Below are 24,021 nucleotides of genomic sequence, written 5' to 3' on the forward strand. Positions count from 1 at the left end.
TTTGTAATTTGTAAACCGGCGGCTAAGTTAACAGCAAAAACAAGAAATCACAATTGAAATCTTGTATTTGTTATATTTCTTAATCTGTTGTTGTAGGAACACGCTCACTTTCAACCGCATTTTTACGATTGATGCGATACATTAACATAAGCATAACATTATTTTTACCGCTACTTTGCGTAAGCGTATAATTGCGCTGATTTATCCAGCCTGCCTGTAAGATCCATTTTTTATCAAACTGGTAACCCAATGCGGCAGATACACGGTTACGCTCAAAATTGGGGGCCTTGTTGTTAAAAAACACTTCGTCGAAAACAGAAATGAATAAGGTTTTGGCAACAATTTTAGTGTTATTTAAAGGGATAAACATGTTTAACCTGTATCTGAAACGGTTCCGGAAATCGCCGTTTACCCAACGCTGCTCCACACGGTAACGATGTTCAAATTTAAAGCGATAGAGAAATTGATTAACTGTCATTTGCTCCCATAACCTAAACTCGCTGGTTATAGAGCCTTTGCTTAAATCGGTATAATCATATGTATGATAAGTACCGGTACCCAACAGTGCAGTAAAATTTTTATCCAGATCATAACTTATACCCGCCTTTGCCTCGTAATACTGAAACTGGGAAAATACGCCATTGGTGCGGATTTGCAATTCCGAATATCCACCCCATTTATGGCTGCTATCGCCGGGCAAAACCACTGTGGCTATACCCCATGTACCAACCTTTGAATCCTGGGCCTTAACAGTTAATGGGTATATCGCTAACAAAACAAACACTAAAACTGCACTAATAACGACTTTAAACATAATTACAGGGTTTATGGCCGCAAATATATTTCCTTAATGTTATTTTAATGATAAGTTTGAGAGTGTTAATGTTAAATTAATGTTAAGCAATTACAATATGCCCGCTTTAATCGCTTCGTACCGCAATGACGCCTGAATATGTATTTCCTCTTCGGAGCATCGAGGCTATAAAAGATGTCTTGCTACTTGTTACTAACTACTTGATACTCCCCTCATTCCCATTTAAACGTCTTCACCGCAACAGCATAGGTGGCAACAAACCAAATTAACAGTATCAAAAGCTGATGGGTTACATCGCCTAAACCGGCACCTTCAAAGGCTACTTTACGCATGGCATTATTAAGATGGGTTAATGGCAATACGTTACTAACCGCCTGCAGCCATTTGGGGAATGCGGTTACCGAAAAAAATGTACCCGACAGTAAAAACTGCGGCATGGTGATGATGTTGGAAAGCGGCGGAACCGTGCTTTCGTTTTTAGCTATGCCCGATATAATAAAACCAAAGCCCATGAATATGATAAGCCCCATGGTAGAGAGCACCAGCATATTCAACACTGTAATTACGCCATGTATCAGCGTAAAGCCAAACAGGTAATGGCCTACCAAAATAATAAAGAGTGCACCTAATAACGAGAAGGTGATACGGGCCAGCGCCTCGCCCAAAACTATACTGGAGCGCTTAACCGGTGTTGCAAAAAAACGCTTGATAACCAGTGTTAAACGAAGGCTTAAAAACACGAATGCTGTACCAAAAACGCCGCTGCTGAGGATAGAAAAACCCAACTGTCCGGGTAAAATAAAATCGATGTATTTGTATTCGCGGCCAGATACCGTGGTTTCTTTAATCTCGGCTACCGGGGGATTGCCGCCAAGCGTACTGTTATTAATATTATAGTAAATATTACTGAGTACCGACCGCAGGATATTGCCTTTTTCAACAGATGCTTTGGTATATTGTACATTGACCGTATAGGCAGGTTGAGCATTGTTTTTATGAATATCAAGCACAGCATCAATAACACCCTTTGAAAGGTTGCCTTCCATATCCCCGGTTGTTTGATCCTGTATCAAATGCACAACCTTTACATTTTTAAGCGCCTGGTAAACCGGGCTTAAAGTATCACAGGTTTTAGCTACACCCACATCAACAGTAACGCCGCCGCCACCGATATTGGCAAAAACAATAATAAATATTAAAGGGAAAGCCAATGTAAACACCACCGCCGAAGGGCTGCGTAGTATCGATCGAAAACTTGCTTTGGCAATGGCCAGGGTTGCTTTTGTATTGCTGTATTTTTTTTGGTTCATTCGTTCAATGGTTCATTCGTTCATTGGTCTTTTCGTTCGGCGTTATCCGTTAGCAGTTATAACTGCAAACTCACGCCTCCACCAGTGGTCAGAGGAGGGGCTTACCCTTCTCTCCACTCCTTACCTGTAAGGTTAATGAATACATCCTCCAGATTTGCCAGTTTTACCTGTTTTTTACGTTCAAAACCGGATGCCACCAACTGATCAATAAAATGATCGGGGGTATCAATACCGATGATACGGCCACCATCAACAAAGGCGACGCGATCACATAATACTTCGGCTTCATCCATATAATGGGTGGTAATTACAACGGTAGTTCCCTGGTCCCGGATCTCGCGGATCAGATCCCAAAGGTTGCGGCGGGCCTGCGGATCGAGGCCGGTTGTTGGTTCATCTAAAAAAATGATCCTTGGGTTATTAATAAGCGTGGTAGCAATAGAAAATCGTTGTTTTTGCCCGCCGGAAAGATCTTTGTATTTTGCTTTGGCTTTGTCGGTTAAAGCTACTTTCTCCAGCATCTCCATCGGGCTTTTGTCGATACCGTACAAACCCGAAAACAAGTTAATCAGCTCCGACAGGTTAAGATTTGGATAATAACCGGCCGCCTGCAATTGTACCCCGATGCGTTGTTTAATACGGTCCTTATCTGTTTCGATATTAAAACCATCAACCGTTATCTCGCCCGATGTTTTTTCGCGGAGGGTTTCTATTACTTCGAGTGTAGTGGTTTTGCCCGCACCGTTGGGGCCAAGCAAGCCGAAGATCTCGCCTTCATAAACTTCAAAACTTATGCCTTTTACGGCTGCAAAATCGCCGTAATTTTTTACCAGGTTTTTAACAGTGATAATAGGTTGTTTTGCCATAGCGTAAAAATGCATCAGAATAATGAAATAACCATGAATTATTTTTAAGCCTCAGTCAGAGGTCCCCATTTGGGATGGGGCCCCTGACTGAGGCTTTTTATGATTTTGGTTACGGGTTCATCGCGCTTTTTTAACAATTTTGTTCTCGGCTTCCGATTTACCCCAGTTCCAGCTTACTTTATCTCCCTGTTATGTTTTTATAAATATTTATAAATAGCATTATGGTAGTAACGTAGATTTATATAGGACCTGACAATCAAAAGCTCCCCCTTCAGGGGGCTGGGGGGCTTATTTTACCAGGTGACCAATGGAGTGAATGATAGATTCGGCATGTTCAACTGCCTTCATTATCAGGTGGATGATTTGTATAGCAAGTAAAGTTTTCATGATGGTTGCGATTTGTAGATTCAAAAGTGCAAACAGAACGGATTTTTAGCTATAGTTATTAGGCGAAGCCAACCAAAGTTCCGGTAAACGGCAGAAAATTACCGATGAATAAGCGGTAAAAATGGAGTGGCATCGGTAAAAATTGCGAGCAGATATTAAATATTAATTAATTTACTTAAACAATCCCGAATAACTATAGCATTGATACGATATAGTCAAATAAGTTTATTACAGACAAACCCGATTATAAGTATTACTTATATCTTTAGCTCCCTTATTAATATAAAATATGAAAAAAACCTTATTACTATTTCTATCCATTTTAGCGTTCAACATTGCTAATGCCCAATTTAAACTCATTGCCGAAGGACCAGTATTTAAAGAACCTGAAGAAGGGTTTGCCAAAATTTTACAAATGAAGAATGGCAATACCATGTTTATTCACATTACCGTTAAAGACGGGATTGATATTCACATGTATAACCCGGGCCATCATGAAACAGCGGTAACACACATTAACCCATCTTACGGTAAAATAAGCCGGGGCGGTAACATTAAAGGCGCATTTGAAATTAACGGGGATGCGGTTTTGATGATCAGTTCGCTTGATTCGCGAGTACCCACCTTATACAGAATTGTTGTTGACGGTAAAACCGGGAACGTAAAAGATGATACAAAAATTGGCGAATTAAATAAAGTAAATATGTTTCAAGGCTATTCTGTGGCCTTCGGCGGTGTTCCAATACCCGACTTTTTTGTACGGAAAGATCCAAACAGCGATAATTATGCGGTAGTTATGTTCAACAGTTTTGAAAGTGAAAGAAGCAAACGCATAGAAATAGTAGTTTATGGTGCAAACAATAAAGAAGTAAGCAGGGCCTACTATGCATCGCCTGATGAAAAATATAAATATCTTAAATATGTAGATATGGCTGTACTTGGCAGCGATAAAGTTTGTGTATTAGCCTATGGTTACAACACTAAACACAGCGGTGGCGATGCGAGTGAGCTTATTTTGGCTAACCTTGATAAAGGATCTTCTTCTGTTAATTTTACTGAATTAGGTTTTTCAAAAGACCTTATGGTTTACGTAGGTATTACCCGTTATAGTCCGGTTACAAAATCACTAATATTATCTGCCGTTGTTAAAGAAAAGAAAAATGATGATGGTTACACATCTGTTTTGGCATTCATTAATCCATTCGAAAAAAAGATAAACCGATTTAATATTATTTCACCCTCAGACAGGGTAAATCAATATGCAAGTTCAAAAAAGGGGTTTAGAGGTTTGCCTCAAAATATTTTTATAAACCAGGATGGTACTTTTACTGTTGTATACGAAGAGATGGAAACATCAACCCGTACTAATTATGGTATAACTATAGCCTCTGCCGGTAACTCTTCTACAACTTTAGGAGATATGGCCATAGTTAATTACAGCAAAACAGGTGAATTTACAAATGACTTTCTTATCCGTAAAAACCACATTTTAAGCAAATCATACCTGGAGCCTTTTTATCATTCTTTAAGAGAAGGTACCGGGCAGGAACTTAACGAAGGCAACCAGTTTAAATCATTTGCGTACCTCAGTGGAAATACAAAAAGCTTCATCTTATTTAACGATACAGAGCGTAATAATGAAAAGCAGGAAAAAGGAAGTTTAGTATCTATACAAGGAGTAAGTGATTCAGATGGATTTTACTACGGGCTTACGGGAGCCGGCACTGTACCAAAAAGAGATTATGTTTTTGGTAACCCGGCCGGTAAACACGACCATAACCTGGGCTTATTCTCTATATCAGATTATGATGGTAAAAACAACGTATATGTAACCCTTGAATTATCAAAAGAAAGCAGTAAAAAAGGTGTAAAAGTTGTTTGGCTACAGCCATAAAGTAAAGTTTTAATAATTAAAAAAAGTGGTGGAATTTAAACTTCACCGCTTTTTAACTGTAATTACGTTTTCAGTTCATCTGTAATCTGCACATTTGCACATCTATCTACTTCCCCTCCATTAATGCATACACTTCCTGCATATAAATGGCCTCATCCATAGCGGCCTGAAAATCATCCCACTCATCGGTGCTGAAGGTAAATTGCACATCGTTTACCGGTGTACGCATTACCATACGCTCTTCCCCATCGGGAAACGGGAATGTATAGTTTGCAAAATCAAGCTCCTGTGTAAAATCTCTGAATTGTACAAACTGTTCGGGCGAAAAGCTCAGGATAAGGTTATTATTCCATATAAAAACACAACGGCACTCCGCGCAACGGCTAATCACCGATGCGCCAACCTGGCTTAATACTTTTGCGTCGCACATAGGTATGTAATTTAAATTGGTGCCTGCCCGGTAATAAAGCCAAACAGCATTTATTGCAGAGCAGGACTTTATATTTTAAACTGATTTCTCAACGTAATCTGCAATTATTTTGCGGGTTTCGGCTTTGTTCTTCCCGGCATCCCATTTCTCTTTCACCGATTGACCAGCCAGTTCAAATAACCTTTCGAACAGCATTTTGCCATCTACTTTCCCTTTTAGTTTAAGGGTTCCCGGTCCGGCATAAACCTCATCCCATACCGTGCGAACGGCTGTCCAGTAAGGTTGTTGAGTTTTCCACCATTTTTGGGCGAAAGCAAATTTGGCTTCATCGGCTTTGGCAAACTCCTCATAACCTTTTTCGCGGACCAGCAGTTTATCACCATCGGCACCACGGATTATCTTTTGATTATCCTGCTCAAACATCCAGCCCTTGTCAGTTAAATAAATGCGGTTACCACGACGCAATACATTGTAATCGCTGCGTTTGGTAAATTCACGACGAGGCAGTGGAGAATCGCATTCGCTATGCCATTCATGACGGCCATCCACATGTACCCAGGTGCCGATGCTTTCATACCGCGGGCTATCATCTACCTGGAAAACTTTTTGAACCCAGCGACCTTTGGTTTCGGCAGGGCTCAGTTTTATTTTGTTCCAGGCGCTGCTTTTATCAAACCTAAGCAGGCTTGGCTCTTCATATACCCAATCCTCACGCCAGTGTTTCATTACCGAAGTATCACCGGTTACCAGGATATGTTGTATCACTATTTTTTTAGGCGATTCCTGTTCTACAACTGCCCATTCATAACCGTAAGCATGGTATTGCTGATGGTTTTTATAAGCAGTATCCGGCGAAAACGTTTCTGCATAATCAAAAGTAACTTTATAAAAACCACCCAAAGCCAATATCGCCTTACGATCCTGCTCAAAACTGGTTTGCGCACTTATTAACGTGGTTTGAAACATACAGAGCAGTGTGGCGAGGTAAAGAATTTTTTTCATGGAGATTGTTTATTTGACCTGATATGAAGAACAAAAGCAAAGTAAAACCTTATTTAGAATAAATCCAAATAAAAATAATAATAAAAAAAGCACCTTTAATCTTATGCGGAATGTTATGCATAAAAAGGTTGCAGAATTTTTTTCTCCAAAAGGGGCGGTAAAAATCCATACCGCAATTATCAGCGTTTAGGCTTCGTGGCGTTGTTCCATTTTAAGGTGCTGTGGCAAATGGTACCAGGGTTTGTTTGGTCTATCAGCCGGGAAACCGTATTTTTCACGGTAAGCTTTTCGCTCGGCTGTAAAATGCCACCAGCGTTTACTCTCGTCCTTATGCTTTATATAGTGGACTAATAAGCGATATGAATCCTCCACACATGGATCGGCCCAGGCGCCGCAATGTTTTTCAAAAGCATTAAAAAGTTCTACAGGATCTTTATCTTCTAATTGCTTTAACGAATAATAACCTTGCTCTATCAGCTCGGTGGCAAAATTTATGCCCAATGACGGGATACTTTGAAATTCAATCAGCGCGCCTATCTCTTTCGCTCTTTGGGGCAGAGCTTTTAATATAGATGCAATTTCATCAGGCGCATATTCGGGCAATTGATTTATTCTTATCTTTTGTTTTTTTAATAATGCCTTTTCCAGGCTGGTTAGCCCCAGATTGATATTCTTTTTCATGTGTTAAATAGCTAACTTACGCAAAAAGCGAAATCTTACAGAGATCGGGTTCAAACCCATTTCTATAGATTATGAACAAATTGTTAAATAAAACAATATAGCCATTACTTTCGTATAAAGCACTTTAACTATTTAATTGAGCTTGAAATTTACAAAACAAATCGTTACCGGTAACTCTCAAACATCGAAACTTTTGTCGATGATCTTTTTGTTGTTCATGCATCTGCAAGGGTTAGCAGCATCGCATCCCGAAGTTGACAGTATTAAAAATCTACTGTCGATAGCAGCACTCCATCAAAAAAAACCAGACACCTCTACCATAAACACGCTGAACAAGCTGGCAGCAAACTATTTTAAATCCAATCCGGATAGCGCTTACTATTATGGGCAAAAGGGCATTGAACTATCCCGAAAAATTAAGTATCGCGCGGGTATCGCTAACGGATTACTGGAAACTGGTCATGTAAATTATTTTAAAGGCAAATCGGTACAGGCCAAACAAAACTTCGATGAAGCCATTGCGCTGTTTAAAAGCCTTAATGATAACAAGGGGCTCAGCAGATGTTATATTTCATACGGGCGCATGTACAATTTGCTCGCCGAATACAAATTGGCATTATACTATTTGGACATGGCACGTTTAATATGCCTGCGTAATAATGATGAAGCCACGTTAACCGATTGCTATAAAAATATTGGTATAACCTATTTCAGCAGGGGGCAGCTTTCCAATGCACTTGACTTTTACTACAAAGGGCTTTTTATCGCCTTGAAAAACAAATACGTTACCACCTCTGCAGAGATTTATAATAATATTGGCGTGGTGCTACAAAACATGGAAGTGTATCCAAATGCGCTTGAATATTTTAAAAAAGCTGTACAGGTATTTGAAACCACCAATAACAAGCAGGCTATAGGTACAATAGATGAAAACATTGGCGAAGTATTGCTTGCACAAGCTAAATATGATGAAGCTATAGGTTATTTATTCAAATCGATAATAATTGCTAAACAACAAGATGACAAAGACGGACTGAGTTCTGTTTATACCGATCTTGGCTTATGCTATGCACACAAAAACCAAATGAAGCTGGCAATAGCATATCTTGATACTTCGCTGCAAATAGCAACCAGTTTTAAAATTGTATACAACCAGGCTTATGCATCAAATGGCTATGCAACTGTATATAATTTGATAAAAGATTACAAAAACGCCTATAAATATGCTATTCAAGGCGAACAATTTGCGATTAAATTGGGTAATATATCAGTACGATCAAACGCAGCATTACAGTTAAATAAGGCAATGGCCGGCTTAGGTAAGTTTGAAGATGCCAACCGCCTTTTAAATGAATACATTGCCCTTAAAACTCAAATTAACGATAACGAAAGCATCCAAAAGCTCACTTCATACAATTACGAACTTGGATTTGCCGAAAAAAAACGCCAATTAGCCCAACAGCAACATGAACGCGACCTGATATATCAACAGAAAATTAAAAGTCAGCGCCTTATAAATGCTATATTCTTAATTATTATCCTGGCAATGATAGTTACCGTTGGCATTTATTACCGTCAAAAACGCAAACAGCAAAAGATAAATGCCCTGCTTGAAGACAGGAACCATGAAATATTGCAACAAAAAACCAATATTGATGACCAGGCCGAGAAATTAAATGACCTTAACCATTTAAAGGACCGCCTCATTTCTATTTTAGCGCATGACCTGCGCGCTCCTCTGAGCACTTTACGTGGCCTGTTTGATTTACTGCAGGATGATAGCATTAGTCACCACGAATTATTGGAGATGATACCTGGTGTATTGAAAAAGCTGGAGTATACATCCGACTTTTTGGATACCCTCCTGTTTTGGATCAATAGCCAGATGGAAAACTTTGATGCTTCTGTAAAAAACTTTTCTATAAAGGAGCTGGTTAGCTTTGAAATTGATAGCTATCATGAGCAGGCCTTATTAAAAGGCATTACCCTGGTCGATAGTATTCCTAATGCCCTATCGGCCTGGGCCGATCCCAATTCCATCCGCATAGTTATCCGTAACCTAATCACCAATGCCTTAAAGTTCTCGCGCGAAAATGATATCATCGAGATCTCTGCCTGGCAGGAAGATGATCAAAAACTCACTGTAAAAGTAAAGGATACCGGGGTAGGCATGCCTGTTGAGCAGCGCGAAAAACTTTTTAAAGGTAAGGTGAACAGTAAAACCGGTACCAAAAATGAATCGGGTACCGGTATGGGTATGCTATTTTGTAAGGATTTGGTCGAACGTTGTAACGGTAAAATATGGGTTGCCAGTGAGCCAGGCGTTGGTACAGAATTTATGTTTACGGTGCCTGTGGCGGCGGTTGGTAACCCAGTGGTAGTTTAGATAACGTAGCAAAAAGCCTTTCAAGTTTAAAACTCAAAAGGCTTTTCAAATCATCTGCATATCTGCAGTTTATTTCATCAGGTTGATAAAATCATCAAACAAGTATCTTGAATCGTGCGGACCAGGTGATGATTCGGGGTGGTATTGTACCGAAAATGCTTTTTTATCTTTTACACGGATACCTTCTATTGATTGATCGTTAAGGTTTACGTGAGTTATCTCTACCTTATCAGATGCGCGTACAGCCTCGGGGACTACACCAAAACCATGATTTTGTGAGGTCACCTCGCAATGGTTAATGATGATATTTTTTACCGGGTGGTTTAAACCACGGTGACCATTAAACATTTTTTTGGTTGGAATATCATTGGCTAAAGCCAGCAACTGGTGACCTAAACAAATACCAAACATTGGTTTATCGGCAGCTAAAATTTCCTTTACCGTAGCAATAGCGTAAGGCATAGCCGATGGATCGCCAGGGCCGTTTGATATAAAATAGCCACTTGGAGCAAAATCTTTTTCCATTTCTTCGAACGAAGTTTTTGCAGGGAAAACCTTGGCGTATACATCACGATCGTCAAAATTGCGCAGGATATTCTTTTTAACGCCCAGGTCAAGCACGGCAACACGGTAAGCCGCCTTCTCATCACCAAAGGTATAAGTTTCTGTAGTCGATACCTGTGATGAAAGCTCAAGACCATCCATTGAAGGCACTTCGGCCAGTTTGGCTTTTAGTTCTTCAATATCCAAAATTTCTGAAGAAATGATAGCGTTCATCGCGCCCTTATCGCGGATGTGACGAACAATCTGGCGGGTGTCAACATCAGAAATACCTACTATATTTTGCGCCTGGAAATAATCCTGGATAGATTCATTGGCCTGTTTACGGCTGTAAGCAATGTTATAATTTTTACAAACCAAACCAGAGATCTGGATATTGCCGGATTCAACTTCGTTATCGGCAATGCCATAATTACCAATGTGAGCATTGGTAGCAACCATTATTTGCCCAAAATATGATGGGTCGGTAAAAATTTCCTGGTAGCCGGTCATGCCTGTATTAAAACAGATCTCGCCGGTTGTAGTACCAATCTTTCCGGCGGCTTTACCGTAAAAAACGGTTCCGTCGGCTAATAAAAGTACAGCCGGTAATTTGGTGAAGTAAGTCATTTAGCAAAAAAATTGAATGGATTATTAAATCGGATCGCCTGGTTCAAAGCCCCGTGAAAACTGATAGAAATATTGAAGTAAGGAACTTCCGGATTCACGGTGCAAAAGTAGAAATTTATTTCGGATTTGAGATACAGGATTTCGGATTTTTTATTTTTTTGAGTGTACCTATATAAATTGCAAATCGAAATTAAATAAATCCGAAATACCAATTCCGAAATCCGAAATTAATAATTCTACCTTTGTGCTTTCTTTAATACAATTATATCTATGTCTGTAAACAAAGAAGTTAAAAGGATCACCACGCATATACTGCAGGAGATGAAAAATCGTGGCGAAAAAATTGCCATGCTTACCGCCTATGATTACTCCATGGCGGCTATTGTAGATGATGCGGGTATGGATATTATTTTGGTAKGCGATTCGGCTTCCAATGTAATGGCCGGGCATGAAACTACGCTGCCCATAACGCTTGATCAGATGATATACCATGCCTCTTCGGTGGTGCGCGCTGCAAAACGTGCGTTGGTGGTAGTCGATCTGCCCTTTGGCTCTTACCAGGGTAACTCAAAAGAAGCGCTAAATTCCTCTATCCGTATCATGAAAGAATCGGGAGCGCATGGGGTTAAAATGGAGGGTGGCGTAGAAATTGCAGAATCCGTTAGCCGCATACTTACTGCAGGTATACCCGTTATGGGGCATTTGGGTTTAACGCCTCAATCTATTTATAAATTTGGCACATATACTGTACGTGCAAAAGAAGAAGTGGAGGCTCAAAAGCTGAGAGAAGATGCTTTAAAGTTACAGGAGTTAGGCTGCTTTGCTATTGTACTGGAGAAAATACCGGCCAAACTTGCCCAGGAAGTAAGTGAAAGCGTACAGATTCCCATTATAGGTATCGGTGCCGGGCAGTGCGATGGACAGGTTTTAGTGATACATGATATGCTGGGTATTAATAACAACTTTAAACCTCGTTTTTTACGCCAGTATACCAATTTATACGAACAAATGAACGGAGCCTTTAAAAATTACATCAGGGATGTAAAATCGAAGAGCTTTCCGAATGATAAGGAGCAGTATTAAAAGAGCAGATTTCAGATGTACGGATATGCAAATAATTTGAAATTAAAGGCGAATCCGAAATCGAAAATCTCAAATTCGAAATATAAAAATGGCGCGTCCAGAGTTTAATTATACAAATTACGATATTACCGATGCGGATATCCTTTATGAGGATAACCATCTTATCGCCATAAATAAGCGTGCCGGGGATATTGTGCAGGTGGATGATACCGGTGACGAATCGCTGGACGATAAGGTAAAAAAATACATCGCAAAAAAATACAATAAACCCAATGGCGCTTTCTTAGGTGTAGTACACCGGCTTGACAGGCCCGTAAGCGGTGTTATACTTTTCGCAAAAACCAGCAAAGCTTTGGAGCGCATCAATAAAATGTTCAAAGGCCGCGAAATGCACAAAACATACTATGCCGTTGTACGCAAAAAACCATATCCTGAAGCTGGTACTTTAATACATTGGCTGGTTAAAAATCCGCAGAAAAACGTCACCAAAGCTCACGATAAAGAAGTGCTGGGCAGCCAGCGGGCCGAACTTAGCTACAAATTGGTTGGCGAACTTAATGGCTATTACTTAATTGAGGTTGACCCCATTACCGGCAGGCCTCACCAAATAAGGGTGCAGCTTTCAACTTTAGGCACCCCTATTGTTGGCGATAATAAATACGGTTATCCGCGTGGCAGCCTGCGCAAAAGTATCTGCCTGCATGCACGTAGGTTAACCTTTATACACCCTGTTAAAAATGAACCGGTTGAAATTGTTGCCCCGGTTCCGCACGATGGTTTTTGGGAGAAGTTTGAGGGGATGATGATTGGGTAATCCGGTTAATAGGCCTGTATCAATACTTCATTAGGAACTTTCAGGTTATCGTGCAAAAAACTGAAATACTCTTACAACCCTTTCACTACTTCCCAAATCCGCTCATCCACCAAAACACCTTCACTTAAACTTTTTGCACGGGTTTTAATGGTATTTTCTCCCGGATAGGATATTAATCCGCCTTCGTGCTCGGGGGTGCTTGTTTTAGTATAAGCAATAATCTCTTCACTGAGTGCCGCGGTTTGTTCATCTCCGTTAGGTTTTATGCAGATAAAAACCTGCGATACGCCCGATTCTGCGCCGCTTTTGGTGATTTTAGCTGTAGAATTGCCCCCACTTAAAATTGTAGCCAAAAGATCGAGAACCAAAGAAAGGCCCGATCCTTTCCAGAAACCAACCGGCAATAGCCTTTCTGATTTAAGTATGGCAGTTGCATCTGTACTCAAGTTACCTTCGCTATCATAACCACCTGGCAGAGGCAGCGTTTCATTATTTGATTTGTACTGCTGTAATTTGCCTACAGCATATTGGGATATAGCCATATCCAACACCACATGCCCCCCTTTACGCGGCACAGCAATAACGAGTGGATTATTCCCCAAACGCGGGTCAAGGCCACCCCATGGCGGCAGGTTGGCAATGGTATTGGTGAAGCAGATCCCGATACAACCCGCTTCGGCAGCCTGCCAGCCGTAGGTACCGCCGCGCATCCAGTGGTTAGTGTTTTTTATGGCTACGCAGCTTATTCCATTCTCATTTGTCAGGGTAATTGCCCTGTTCATACAAAAAACAGCGTTTAATATTCCTGGTCCGTAATTACCGTTCCATTGTTCTATCGCACCAAAACCGCCCTCTTTTGTTGGTTCCAGATCCGGCTTTACCAAACCATCCTTTACATGTCCTACAAAAACCGGGAACCGGTTAAGTCCATGCGTATATACGCCATCCCGACTATTACCCGCAAAAATGGCAGCACATTGTTCAGCCTTGTCTTCCGTAAAATTCAGGCTTAGCAAAACACGATTAAATTCGGCTTTGAGTTGGTGGAAAGGGATACGCATATTTTTAAATTAAAAATCAAAAATAAAAATCCTTTCGTATTAATGCCATTGCAATTCGCCCTGATCTTACGTCCGTAATCTTCATTTACAAAATCAAATTTGTACCTTGCCCTGGCAGCATGTGGGGGTATGTAATATTTTTTTATTAAAACAGTTATAAATGAATCCTGATGGCCAACTAATAAGCAGGAATTTTTATTTTTGCGACGACGTTCAATGAAAAACAAGCTCCCATTACTTTTTATACTTGGTTTAGTTACGATTAACCTGCTCAGCAATTCATGTAAAAAGGAAAATAGCAGCAATATCCCCCATCTACTAACTACCGGTGTTTGGCAACTGGCTTCTATACAGGTTTACAATTATGTGGGCAATGCGCAGACAGGCGATCCGGATACTTTAAATACCGACTGTGACAAAACACAGTTTTTTACCTTTAAAACAGACAACACCTGCTCATACACCAATTTTGATTGTCTTGATCAAACCTCAACCGGCACATGGACGCTTACCGAAAACAAATTATATTTTAATTCGGATATGGTTTGCACCGATACAATTGCAGGTGGCGGTACCGGTAAAGTTACACCGTTTAAAAACACACAAATATACAATCTTGGCAATTACTCGATGGTATTGCAAACCGGCGATGTAGAGCCTAATTATTCGCCGACCAAAAGGCGGCAGATAGTACGATATGGATTTGTAAGGCAAAATGCAACAACAAATACTAATTAAAATGCGTAAAAATTTATATTTGGACAATAGATTGACCAGCTCATTACTTAATTACCGGGAACGTAAAAATACTACCGGTACCTTCATAACCTTTTGAAAAAGCACAAACTTTAATGAAGAAACGAATTGCTATTTTTGCTTCAGGTTCAGGATCAAACGCTCAAAAGTTAATGGAGCATTTTAAACGTAATCCCGAAGCCGAAGTTGTTCTGATACTCACCAACAACCCGCAGGCCTACGTATTACAGCGTGCCGACAATTTTGAAGTGCCATCGCACATATTTACCCGCCATGAATTTTTTGAAACCGATGACGTGATCCGGCTGCTAAAAAACCTGCAGGTTGACCTCATTGTACTGGCTGGCTTTTTATGGCTGATCCCTGAGTCCTTACTCAAGGCATTCCCCAATAAAATCATCAACCTGCACCCTGCCCTGCTGCCCAAATATGGAGGTAAAGGCATGTATGGCGATCATGTGCATAAAGCCATCATGGATGCAAAAGAAGAAGAAAGCGGCATTACCATCCATTTTGTGAACGAGCAGTTTGATGAAGGCGAAATTATTCATCAATCAAAATTCAAAATAGAGCCGGGCGATAATCTGGAGATGATAAAATTCAAAGGCCAGCAACTGGAACACTTACATTTCCCCAAGGTGGTTGAGGCATTATTGAAGAAGATGAAGAGCTAACACGATTTTCAGGATTGACAGGATTTTTTTGCTGTTGCGTTCGCAACAGGCGAAACGGTAAAAAATTACATCTATCTAACAATCAACAAATTGCGAATTGTCATATTTTACAAACCGCAACCAAACCGCAACAGAAAAGGCTAAGTCCAGGCTATGGCGTAATTAAATTGATCTTTGTTCAGAAGTCTTCCCCCAATCAAGTCTTAATACTTGATACTAACTACTTGATACTAATTTAAATACTCCTTCGGTATGGGGTTATCTTTCCGTTCTCCATCAAAAAACCAGGCCAGGATCCAGAAACGGGTGCCATCATTAAATAGTTCGATACTGTTGATTCCGCGCTCAATCACAGGTCCGTTTTTAGTATTGCGCGATTCGTAAGTGCTAAAAACATGATATATACTGCCGAATTTTTCAACTTTGCGGGATATTTCTCTTTCATCAAAACCATCACGTGATAACGAAGCATCCGACCGGCGGTGATAATCCTTCAAGGTCATGTAAGCGAACCTTTGTTTCCCCTGCTTATCAATATAGCCCGAACCTACACGGGCATCGGCTATGTGCAGCAGGCTATCGCGCTCATAGCTAATCTTTCCACCTTTTTCCACCGTTACCACATCGTAATAGGCCTTCATGATGCCATCAAGGGTACTTACGTTATCGCCGTGTTTGGTAATTACCTGGGCCTGGGCTGATTGACAAACCAGTGTTAAAACAGCAAGGCTTATTATCAAATACACCTTTTGAACCAACGATGCTTTAGATTGTGTTAATACTGTGTGAATCATGATGATAGGTTTTAATAAATCACTCTAATTTATTAAAACTTATCCTATTTTAAAATCCTTGCTCCTTCTTTCCTTAAAAATTAAAATGCAGTTTATTCGTTTAACATATACTTATCAACGCCATCGGCAGGTTTCCAGTCGCTGCCAGGTTCATAGTAATGCCACAGTAGTGCCGACACCTTTTTTATAAGTAAACCAGCTTCATTACCAGGGCCCCAGCTTTGATCGGTATTATGATTGGTTATAATAGAGAATACATAGTCGCCATGCGGGGCGTTCACCAATACCGTTTCCGATCTGGATTCGTCAACCGCGCCTTGTTTGGATATGGTATGTACATATGGCGGAATCTGCGACAACGCGTGCTCGTCCCAATAAATCCGGCCCATGTTGCGGTACATGCGTTCGCTTGCTGCCCCACTAACTGCCCTGCCCTGCCTTATCATGGAAAACAGGCGGCACATTTCATAGGGTGTACTTACCCCCCAGCCATAAACTTTGCGAATGGCCTCGCGACCGGCTACCCTTGAATTTACACGCATCACTTTAAAACCATTTTGCTGCAGCCAGTTATTGATATATTCGCCGCCAACCAGCTTTTGCAACCACAGGCTGGCAGTATTATCGCTCATGGTTATCATTAACATAGCTACCTTACTTAGCTGTATGGTGTCCTTATCCTTAAAGGATCCCAAAATGTCTTCCCCGGCATATAAAAGTGAATCGCGGTAAGTAAGTTTCTGGTTATATTTTAATTCGCCCTTTTCTATTTTATCCATCAAACCACACTGAATGCTCACCTTAATCATGCTGGCCGTAGGGAAAAGTGTATCGGCATTTATGGCAACCGTTTTACCGGTGTTAAGGTTTTGAACATAGATGCCAACCTGCCCGTGAAAGCCTTTTATTGCATCCTGCAATTGGCCGGTAAGTTTTTTATCTGTTTGGGCAAAGGTGGCGGTGGTAATGAATATGAAAAAAATGAGAAGTTTGAATTTCATGTGGAATGGTATGTTGAATTACTAAGTTATTAAAATGGGCTTTAAATATTTAGATTTGTTTTTTTATAAATACAAATGAATAAAGACGTTATTGCGAGGTATGAAGCAATCCCTTACTTACAGAGCCGAATTGTATATCCAATCTGCATATCGGGGATTGCTTCGTGCCTCGCAATGACAGGCTGGAGAAAGGTTTGCAGTAATATATGAAATACCTGCGCTGGCTTCTATTCCCCTTCTCGCTCATTTATGGCCTTGTGGTTATCATTCGTAACTGGTGTTATGATGCAGGCGTTTTCAAAAGCCGGGCGTTTAATTTGCCGGTTATTGTTGTAGGCAATCTTGATGTGGGTGGCGCAGGTAAAAGCCCGATGACAGAATACCTGGTACGCCTGTTTAAGGATAGGTATAAACTGGCAACCCTTAGCAGGGGGTATGGCCGTAAAACCCAGGGTTTTTTGATTGCAGATGCTATTCCTAACGCATCGGCAATTGGAGATGAACCTGCTCAATTCAAAAGTAAATTTCCGGATATCACTGTTGCTGTTTGCGAAAAGCGTGTTGAAGGAATTGAACAGCTTAAGTATAAGCATAACATCATTATTTTAGATGATGCCTATCAGCACCGGGCACTTAAACCGGGTTTTAGTATTTTATTGTTTGATTACAGCCGGGTATATGAACCACATTTGTTATTACCAGCCGGCAATATGCGTGAACCCTTTAGCGGCCTGGAAAGGGCGAATATCATCATCATCAGTAAATGCCCGGCTACGTTAACCGATGAAGAACAAAGCCGGATCAGCAAACGCATAAAACCTTATCCATACCAATCTTTATTTTTTACATCAATAAGCTACCTGCCCATGCGTAACATGGAGGCCTCAACTGTTTACCATACTATTGATGAGCATACAACTGTGTTCCTGCTTACCGGTATTGCCAATCCGGAGCCATTGTTATCACATTTAAAAAAGCTAACTCCGCACATCAATCACCATAAATATCCCGATCATCACCAGTTTAGCTTAAAAAATATCAGTAAACTTGCCGATGATTTTTTTGCCTGCTCATCACAAAAAAAGATAGTTATAACAACAGAAAAGGATGCGCAGCGTTTAGGGGAACAGGAATTGCTTTCGGCTATAAAAAAGCTCCCTATTTTGGTGCTACCTATAGGAATTAGTTTTTTAAATGAGAGCCGGCAGCAGTTTGATAATTTAGTAACAACATATGTTAGACAATATTGAAAGCACCGCCCGGTATATAAAAAACCGTATTGGCGATTTTGAACCCGAGGTGGGTATTATTTTAGGTACAGGCCTGGGTGGCCTGGTTAAAGAAATAGTTGTTGAAAAACAACTGATGTACTCCAACATACCTGATTTCCCTATCTCGACACTGGAGTTTCATTCGGGTAAATTAATATTTGGTACACTGGGCGGCGTAAAGGTTGTGGCTATGCAGGGCCGTTTACATTATTACGAAGGTTATAACATGCAGCAGATAACCTTCCCGGTTAGGGTGATGAAATACCTGGGTATTAAAACCCTGTATGTATCAAACGCCAGCGGATCATTAAACCCTGATTTTAAAAAAGGCGACCTGATGGTTATTGCCGATCATATCAACCTGCAGCCGCAAAACCCGCTTGTAGGCCGCAATTATGAAGAGCTTGGTCCGCGTTTTCCGGATATGAGTCAGCCCTACCAGCGCACGCTTATTGATAAAGCTTTGAGTATTGCAGCGGCAAACAATATAACCTGCCATAAGGGAGTTTATGTTGCTGTAACCGGCCCTAATTTAGAAACCAAGGCCGAGTACACCTATTTAAGAATCATAGGCGGCGATGCGGTTGGGATGAGTACGGTGCCCGAAGTTATTGTTGCAAACCATATGGGGCTACCTGTATTTGCCATATCCGTATTAACAGATGAGGGTTTTACAGAAGTGCTGGAATCCGTATCGGTTGAAGACATTATAAGAATAGCCGAAGAGGCCGAGCCCAAACTGACCCTGATCTTAAAAAATCTGATAGCAGCTAATTAATGCGTAAAAAGCTAAAATATATTTTATTATTACTGATGTGCTTTTGCATGCACACGGTTTTTGCACAATATGGCCAGATAAATCGCGCAAAACCGCTGTCAACGCGGGATACAGTCAAAGCAACACGAAAGGTTAGCGACGATGAACTGCTGGATAGTTTACGTAAAAAAGAAGATAATAAAAAAGATTCGATTGTTTTTAGCTCCAAATTTATCCGGGTTACCATGGAACGGTTCCTGAGCGATAGCACACAAACCTTCGCGCTGGATACAGGTATATATAATTTTGAAAATTACAGCCCGCTGCTTGATCCGCGTAACCCGCGTATCAGCCTGGGTTATACCGGGGTATCGCAAAGGAATTTGCTGTTTGAGCCCAGTAAAACTATTGGCTTTGACGCCGGTTTGCACGCCCTTGATGTGTATGCTCTAAGGCCGCAGGATATAAAATATTATAACGCGCGGGTAGCCTACTCCAACCTTACACTTTTCAACGGTTTTGGCAGCTCGGCCGAGCAGGTGTTTAAAATAATCCATACCCAAAACATCAAACCAAACTGGAATGTTGGCTTCAATCTTAATTTCAACGGCTCAAGGGGATTTTACAGTAGCAGCGGTATTTTGCAGCAAAATGTGAGCGATGTAAACGCCGCGCTATTTACGTGGTACCAATCACCAGGCAAGCGGTATAACCTGTTGGCCAACATCATATACAATAATTTAAAATCCCCGGAAACAGGCTCTATCCTCAATGATTCGGTTTATACAAGCACCGGCAACAACCTTTTTTTTAAAAACTCGGCAGCAGTACGTTTACCCAATAGCTATGAAAAATGGAATGATAAAAGCCTGTACATTAAGCAGTTTTATTATTTAGGCCGGATAGACAGCTTAAATAAAGGGAAAGATAATTCCAAGATATTACCCACGCAACGCATCGCCCATACCTTATTTGTACAAAACAGCAGTTATAATTACCTGCAAACCAACCAGCCGGATACCTATAATATATTCCCTGATTATTATTTCATCAGTAACCGGTCAAGAGATTCGCTTGTAGTTACACATATTCAAAATGAATTTTCGTACAGTTTTTACCTCAGGAGTAAATCGGTAAAATTTGTAAAGAATGAACTTAAACTTGATCTTGGCCTGGTGCATGACCTTTATCACTATGGGCAATATGTAAGCGATACCACTCTTAATCAATATGGTTACCAGTACATTCGCCAGGAAAGGGTTCAAAACAATACCTTCCAGGATATCACGCTTAAAGCAAAGCTAAGCTACCGTTTTAGCGATAGGATTGGTTTGGAAGGCGACCTGAGACAAATAGCACAGGGACGCGATTTTGGCGATTATTATTATGGCGCAAAACTTACCCTTGCCGGGGGCGCAAAAGCCGGTAAGATTATTTTAGAAGCTTACTCCCAAAACAGCACGCCGCCTTTGATATATACCAACTGGATCTCGAACCATTACATTTTCCATAACAGTTTTAGCAATCAAAAAACTACCAGCGCATCATTTAACTACGTGAACAATCCGTTACAGTTAGATATAAAAGCCGAATATTTTTTGATAGCCAACTACTTGTATTTTACAGCACAGCCCGGCGGCAATGACGCCCACCCTGCTCAATTGAGCAATGATATTAACCTGCTTAAAATTAGCATTGGCAAAAACCTAAGCTACCACAGCCTGCATTTTGATAATTACGTGGTTTATCAAAAAACAGATTACCAATCAACCTTGCGTACCCCCGAGGTTTATACTTACAGCAACCTATATTTCAGCAAAACATTTTTTAATGTATTAAAGTCGAATTTTGGGGTAAGCGTTCGTTACAATACACCATATGTTGCGCCATCATATGCAGTGGGTATTGGTCAGTTTTATAACGGACCTGATATCACTTTTTCCTCGTACCCGGTTGCATCGGTGTATTTTAAAGCCACACTGCAGCGTACCAACCTGTTCCTGATGTATGATTATGCCAACCAGGGCTTTCAAAGCAAGGGTTATTATACCGTTAACCGATACCCGCAACAAGACCACCTGTTGAAATTTGGCGTAAGCTGGACATTTTATCAATAGGTTCGGGGTGTGGATTGCGAGGTTCGTGGAGCGGGTTACGAATGGTGTGTAAGTTGGGATGGTCGTAAGCACTCGAAGTTATCTTCAAACAATTATAGTGTTTGCTATTAGGTTCCAAACACCCGATCCCCGCACCCCGGAACCCGTATCCGATTACGTTTTCTGTTTCTTCTTCTTGGCAGCCGGGAACAATACATTGTTTAATATCAACCGGTAACCGGCAGAATTGGGGTGCAGTTTCAAATCTGTTGGCGGGTCGCCTACAGCATGCTGAAAATCTTCGGGGTCATGACCGCCGTAAAAAGTCCACTGGCCTTTGCCGTATTCGCCATGAATGTAGCGGGCCTCGTTGGCTGTTTTCATTTCGCCCATGATAGTAACACCCGGTTTTAGCATGCTTTTGTTATAAGCTGTGGTAAGGCCCATAAAACCTTTGATCACCTTATCATGATCCTGCGTGAGCATACTTGGCACTACATCCCATTTGGCCGAAAAATCAAACAGCGTAAAAAAATCGCGCGGACGATCAACCTGCCGGGTAGTAGTTACATCGATATTACTGAACTGGTGCGACATGGGGTTCATATCCAGCGTAAAATTCTGAAAGGCGAAGGTTTGGCTAAAATCCAGTTTCGATTGCGCGTCCGGGTCGGCTGCATCGCCATCAAACATGCGCTCACAAATATCAGTATTAGCTGATGCCAGCGCAATGTCAAACGTATCGGTGCCCGAGCACATGGCAAACAAAAAGCCTCCGCCCGCACAAAAATTGCGGATGTTTTTGGCTACGGCCAGTTTCATTTGCGATACCTTTTTAAAGCCCAACTTATGGGCAAGGGCTTCCTGTCCTTTTACATCGTCATTATACCATTGCGCAAATCTGAATGCTCCATAAAATTTACTGTATTGGCCTGTAAAATCCTCATGGTGCAGGTGCAGCCAATCGTATTTAGGCAGATCGCCCTTTATTACTTCTTCATCATAAACCACATCGTATGGGATCTCGGCATATTTTAAAACCAGCGTTACGGCATCATCCCAGGGCAGCTTATTCTTTGGCGAATAAACAGCCATTTTGGGGGCTTTCTCGAGCTTAACCAGGTCCATATTTACCGATGGATCACTTACCTCGGTAATTATCTCGTTTACCTTAGCATCGGCCAGTACCTGGTAACTTACCCCACGGATCTTACATTCCTCCTCCATTTTTTGGTTGTACTTCATCATAAAACTGCCGCCGCGGTAATTAAGCAACCAATCAACTTCCTCGCCATTCTTCAAGGCCAAAAAAGCGATACCATACGATTTCAAGTGATCCTTTTGCTCATCATCCATAGGGATGAGAATAGAGGCAGCCCTGGAAATAACAGGAGCTGAAAGCAAAAGGCAAAAAGCTAAAAGCCGGAAAAAAGGTAAAAGGCGAAAGGTTAAAGGCGAAAGGTGGAAAAAAGACAAAGGATAAAGGATTAAAGATAAAAGATATTGTCTGTGCGCTTTGTTGACCACGGTATATAATATTTATTTCGATGTCGATTTATCAAATGTAACGAATAAACAGCTAATGTTATTACCATGAATGGTGGGGCTTTTACCTTGCGGCTATTGTCTAAAAAGCTTTCAGCCTTATGCTTTTAGCTTTATGCTTTTTTATTACCTTTGCCAACTGTTTTTAAAAAAACAAAGAAATGAGCAAAGCAATAATTAAAACTGAAAAAGGCGATATGACCGTAGAGTTTTACGATCAGGATGCCCCAAATACTGTAGCTAACTTTAAAAAATTAGCAAAATCAAACTTTTATGATAACGTTATTTTTCACCGCGTTATCCCTAACTTCATGGTACAAGGTGGCGACCCAACCGGTACCGGCGCTGGTGGCGCCGGCTACAAAATTGATTGCGAATTAACAGGCGACAATCAATACCATGATCGTGGCGTACTTTCAATGGCACATGCCGGCCGCAATACAGGCAGCTCACAATTCTTTATTTGCCACAACCGCGCTAACACCGCTCACTTAGACCGTAACCACACTGTTTTTGGTAAAGTGATTGAGAATGTTGACGTAGTTGACGCTATCCGCCAGGGCGATAAAATTTTAAGCATCGAAGTAATAGAAGATTAAGTTATTGGTTGATTGGGTGAGTGGTTGATTAGGTTTAAAACTCAATCAACCATTCACTTAATCAACCTAATCAACCAATAAAAAATGAATTTACAAGGAATTGTAGCTGTATCGGGCAAACCGGGCTTGTGGAGAGCTTTAGCGCAAAATAAAACCGGTTATGTACTGGAAAGTCTTGATGCTCAAAAAACCAAACTGGTAGCCAACCTTTCAACCGCCAAATTAGCTGCATTAAGCGAAATCACCATTTTTGGTGTCGATGATGATATCAAACTTACGGACGTTTTTGAGCAAATGAAAACTGCCTCAAATATTCCGGATGCCAAGGCCGATGGTAAAAAACTAAGGACTTTTTTTTATGAAGTAGCGCCGGATCATGATGAGGAGAAAGTATACGCCTCTGATATGAAAAAGATCATTTCATGGTTCCAGGTATTAAAAGATATGCCGCTTTTTAACGAAGCCGATCCAACCCAGGCACCTGCTGTAGCAGACGCTCCGGTTGCGGAAGAGCCGGTTGCCGAAGCTGTAACCGCTGAGCCCGAACCGGCGCCCGCCCCAAAAGCAAAAGCAAAAAAAGCCACAAAAAAAGCCGAGTAATCGGCTTTTTGCTTTTCCCATTAATTATTT

General features: G+C 41.0%; 23 protein-coding genes. 12 read left to right on the forward strand and 11 right to left on the reverse strand.

Going from position 1 to position 24,021, the window contains the following annotated elements:
* Positions 1-79: 79 nt before the first annotated feature.
* From AC1DO4_RS04680 to AC1DO4_RS04690, 3 genes are all read right to left on the reverse strand, one after another.
* A complete protein-coding gene (locus tag AC1DO4_RS04680; RefSeq protein WP_477413426.1) occupies positions 80-814 on the reverse strand; it encodes a DUF2490 domain-containing protein in 735 nt (244 codons plus the stop codon).
* 212 nt (positions 815-1,026) lie between these two features.
* Positions 1,027-2,124 (reverse strand): ABC transporter permease, encoded by a 1,098-nt coding sequence (locus tag AC1DO4_RS04685; RefSeq protein WP_477413428.1) that lies wholly within the window; start codon positions 2,122-2,124, stop codon positions 1,027-1,029.
* Between the two features lie 101 nt (positions 2,125-2,225).
* A complete protein-coding gene (locus AC1DO4_RS04690; protein WP_477413430.1) occupies positions 2,226-2,990 on the reverse strand; it encodes an ABC transporter ATP-binding protein in 765 nt (254 codons plus the stop codon).
* Positions 2,991-3,666: 676 nt separating this feature from the next.
* Between AC1DO4_RS04690 and AC1DO4_RS04695 the strand changes: the two genes are divergently transcribed.
* A complete protein-coding gene (locus AC1DO4_RS04695; protein ID WP_477413432.1) occupies positions 3,667-5,271 on the forward strand; it encodes a hypothetical protein in 1,605 nt (534 codons plus the stop codon).
* Positions 5,272-5,377: 106 nt separating this feature from the next.
* Here the strand turns inward: AC1DO4_RS04695 and AC1DO4_RS04700 are convergent, their stop codons facing one another.
* From AC1DO4_RS04700 to AC1DO4_RS04710, 3 genes are all read right to left on the reverse strand, one after another.
* Complete coding sequence (locus AC1DO4_RS04700; RefSeq protein ID WP_477413434.1) at positions 5,378-5,701, reverse strand: DUF6686 family protein; 324 nt, start codon at positions 5,699-5,701, stop codon at positions 5,378-5,380.
* Between the two features lie 75 nt (positions 5,702-5,776).
* On the reverse strand, positions 5,777-6,703 hold the full coding sequence (locus tag AC1DO4_RS04705) for a DUF6607 family protein (RefSeq protein ID WP_477413436.1): 927 nt from the start codon (positions 6,701-6,703) through the stop codon (positions 5,777-5,779).
* A gap of 186 nt (positions 6,704-6,889) precedes the next feature.
* On the reverse strand, positions 6,890-7,384 hold the full coding sequence (locus tag AC1DO4_RS04710) for a helix-hairpin-helix domain-containing protein (protein WP_477413438.1): 495 nt from the start codon (positions 7,382-7,384) through the stop codon (positions 6,890-6,892).
* A gap of 142 nt (positions 7,385-7,526) precedes the next feature.
* Between AC1DO4_RS04710 and AC1DO4_RS04715 the strand changes: the two genes are divergently transcribed.
* Positions 7,527-9,770: an ATP-binding protein gene (locus AC1DO4_RS04715; protein WP_477413440.1), complete on the forward strand. Its 2,244-nt coding sequence runs from the start codon at positions 7,527-7,529 to the stop codon at positions 9,768-9,770.
* 69 nt (positions 9,771-9,839) lie between these two features.
* On the opposite strand, the gene carA is transcribed toward AC1DO4_RS04715, so the two are convergent.
* On the reverse strand, positions 9,840-10,940 hold the full coding sequence (gene carA / locus AC1DO4_RS04720; RefSeq protein WP_477400786.1) for a glutamine-hydrolyzing carbamoyl-phosphate synthase small subunit: 1,101 nt from the start codon (positions 10,938-10,940) through the stop codon (positions 9,840-9,842).
* A 270-nt stretch (positions 10,941-11,210) separates the two neighbouring features.
* Between carA and panB the strand changes: the two genes are divergently transcribed.
* Positions 11,211-12,023: a 3-methyl-2-oxobutanoate hydroxymethyltransferase gene (panB, locus tag AC1DO4_RS04725; protein WP_477413443.1), complete on the forward strand. Its 813-nt coding sequence runs from the start codon at positions 11,211-11,213 to the stop codon at positions 12,021-12,023.
* A gap of 88 nt (positions 12,024-12,111) precedes the next feature.
* Positions 12,112-12,837: an RluA family pseudouridine synthase gene (locus tag AC1DO4_RS04730; protein WP_477413445.1), complete on the forward strand. Its 726-nt coding sequence runs from the start codon at positions 12,112-12,114 to the stop codon at positions 12,835-12,837.
* 71 nt (positions 12,838-12,908) lie between these two features.
* On the opposite strand, the gene yiaK is transcribed toward AC1DO4_RS04730, so the two are convergent.
* On the reverse strand, positions 12,909-13,898 hold the full coding sequence (gene yiaK, locus AC1DO4_RS04735) for a 3-dehydro-L-gulonate 2-dehydrogenase (protein WP_477413447.1): 990 nt from the start codon (positions 13,896-13,898) through the stop codon (positions 12,909-12,911).
* Positions 13,899-14,114: 216 nt separating this feature from the next.
* Between yiaK and AC1DO4_RS04740 the strand changes: the two genes are divergently transcribed.
* On the forward strand, positions 14,115-14,636 hold the full coding sequence (locus AC1DO4_RS04740) for a lipocalin family protein (protein ID WP_477413449.1): 522 nt from the start codon (positions 14,115-14,117) through the stop codon (positions 14,634-14,636).
* A gap of 113 nt (positions 14,637-14,749) precedes the next feature.
* Positions 14,750-15,328 (forward strand): phosphoribosylglycinamide formyltransferase, encoded by a 579-nt coding sequence (gene purN, locus AC1DO4_RS04745; protein WP_477413451.1) that lies wholly within the window; start codon positions 14,750-14,752, stop codon positions 15,326-15,328.
* A 230-nt stretch (positions 15,329-15,558) separates the two neighbouring features.
* Here the strand turns inward: purN and AC1DO4_RS04750 are convergent, their stop codons facing one another.
* Both AC1DO4_RS04750 and AC1DO4_RS04755 read right to left on the reverse strand, forming a co-directional pair.
* On the reverse strand, positions 15,559-16,122 hold the full coding sequence (locus tag AC1DO4_RS04750; protein WP_477413453.1) for a hypothetical protein: 564 nt from the start codon (positions 16,120-16,122) through the stop codon (positions 15,559-15,561).
* Positions 16,123-16,214: 92 nt separating this feature from the next.
* On the reverse strand, positions 16,215-17,123 hold the full coding sequence (locus AC1DO4_RS04755) for a serine hydrolase (RefSeq protein ID WP_477413455.1): 909 nt from the start codon (positions 17,121-17,123) through the stop codon (positions 16,215-16,217).
* Positions 17,124-17,329: 206 nt separating this feature from the next.
* On the opposite strand from AC1DO4_RS04755, the gene lpxK reads away from it, so the two are divergent.
* From lpxK to AC1DO4_RS04770, 3 genes are read left to right on the forward strand one after another with little or no spacing between them, the layout of a single operon-like run.
* Positions 17,330-18,373 (forward strand): tetraacyldisaccharide 4'-kinase, encoded by a 1,044-nt coding sequence (gene lpxK / locus AC1DO4_RS04760; RefSeq protein ID WP_477413457.1) that lies wholly within the window; start codon positions 17,330-17,332, stop codon positions 18,371-18,373.
* Positions 18,357-19,172: a purine-nucleoside phosphorylase gene (locus tag AC1DO4_RS04765; RefSeq protein ID WP_477413459.1), complete on the forward strand. Its 816-nt coding sequence runs from the start codon at positions 18,357-18,359 to the stop codon at positions 19,170-19,172. The genes lpxK and AC1DO4_RS04765 overlap by 17 nt, the downstream gene beginning before the upstream one ends.
* Complete coding sequence (locus AC1DO4_RS04770) at positions 19,172-21,268, forward strand: putative porin (RefSeq protein ID WP_477413461.1); 2,097 nt, start codon at positions 19,172-19,174, stop codon at positions 21,266-21,268. Before AC1DO4_RS04765 ends, AC1DO4_RS04770 begins: the two co-directional genes overlap by 1 nt.
* Positions 21,269-21,421: 153 nt before the next feature.
* Here AC1DO4_RS04770 and AC1DO4_RS04775 read toward each other — a convergent pair whose 3' ends face one another.
* On the reverse strand, positions 21,422-22,603 hold the full coding sequence (locus tag AC1DO4_RS04775; RefSeq protein WP_477413463.1) for an asparagine synthetase B: 1,182 nt from the start codon (positions 22,601-22,603) through the stop codon (positions 21,422-21,424).
* A 4-nt stretch (positions 22,604-22,607) separates the two neighbouring features.
* On the opposite strand from AC1DO4_RS04775, the gene AC1DO4_RS04780 reads away from it, so the two are divergent.
* From AC1DO4_RS04780 to AC1DO4_RS04790, 3 genes are all read left to right on the forward strand, one after another.
* The gene (locus tag AC1DO4_RS04780) at positions 22,608-22,730 is read left to right on the forward strand and encodes a hypothetical protein (protein ID WP_477413465.1); all 123 of its coding nucleotides are present in this window, start codon (positions 22,608-22,610) and stop codon (positions 22,728-22,730) included.
* A gap of 223 nt (positions 22,731-22,953) precedes the next feature.
* Positions 22,954-23,391, forward strand: a complete 438-nt coding sequence (locus tag AC1DO4_RS04785) for a peptidylprolyl isomerase (protein WP_477400805.1) — start codon at positions 22,954-22,956, stop codon at positions 23,389-23,391.
* Between the two features lie 84 nt (positions 23,392-23,475).
* Entirely contained in the window at positions 23,476-23,991 is a 516-nt protein-coding gene (locus AC1DO4_RS04790) for a DUF5606 family protein (RefSeq protein ID WP_477413467.1), read from the forward strand.
* The last annotated feature ends 30 nt before the right edge of the window (positions 23,992-24,021 follow it).

This window comes from Mucilaginibacter sp. P5_A6 (assembly GCF_056400585.1).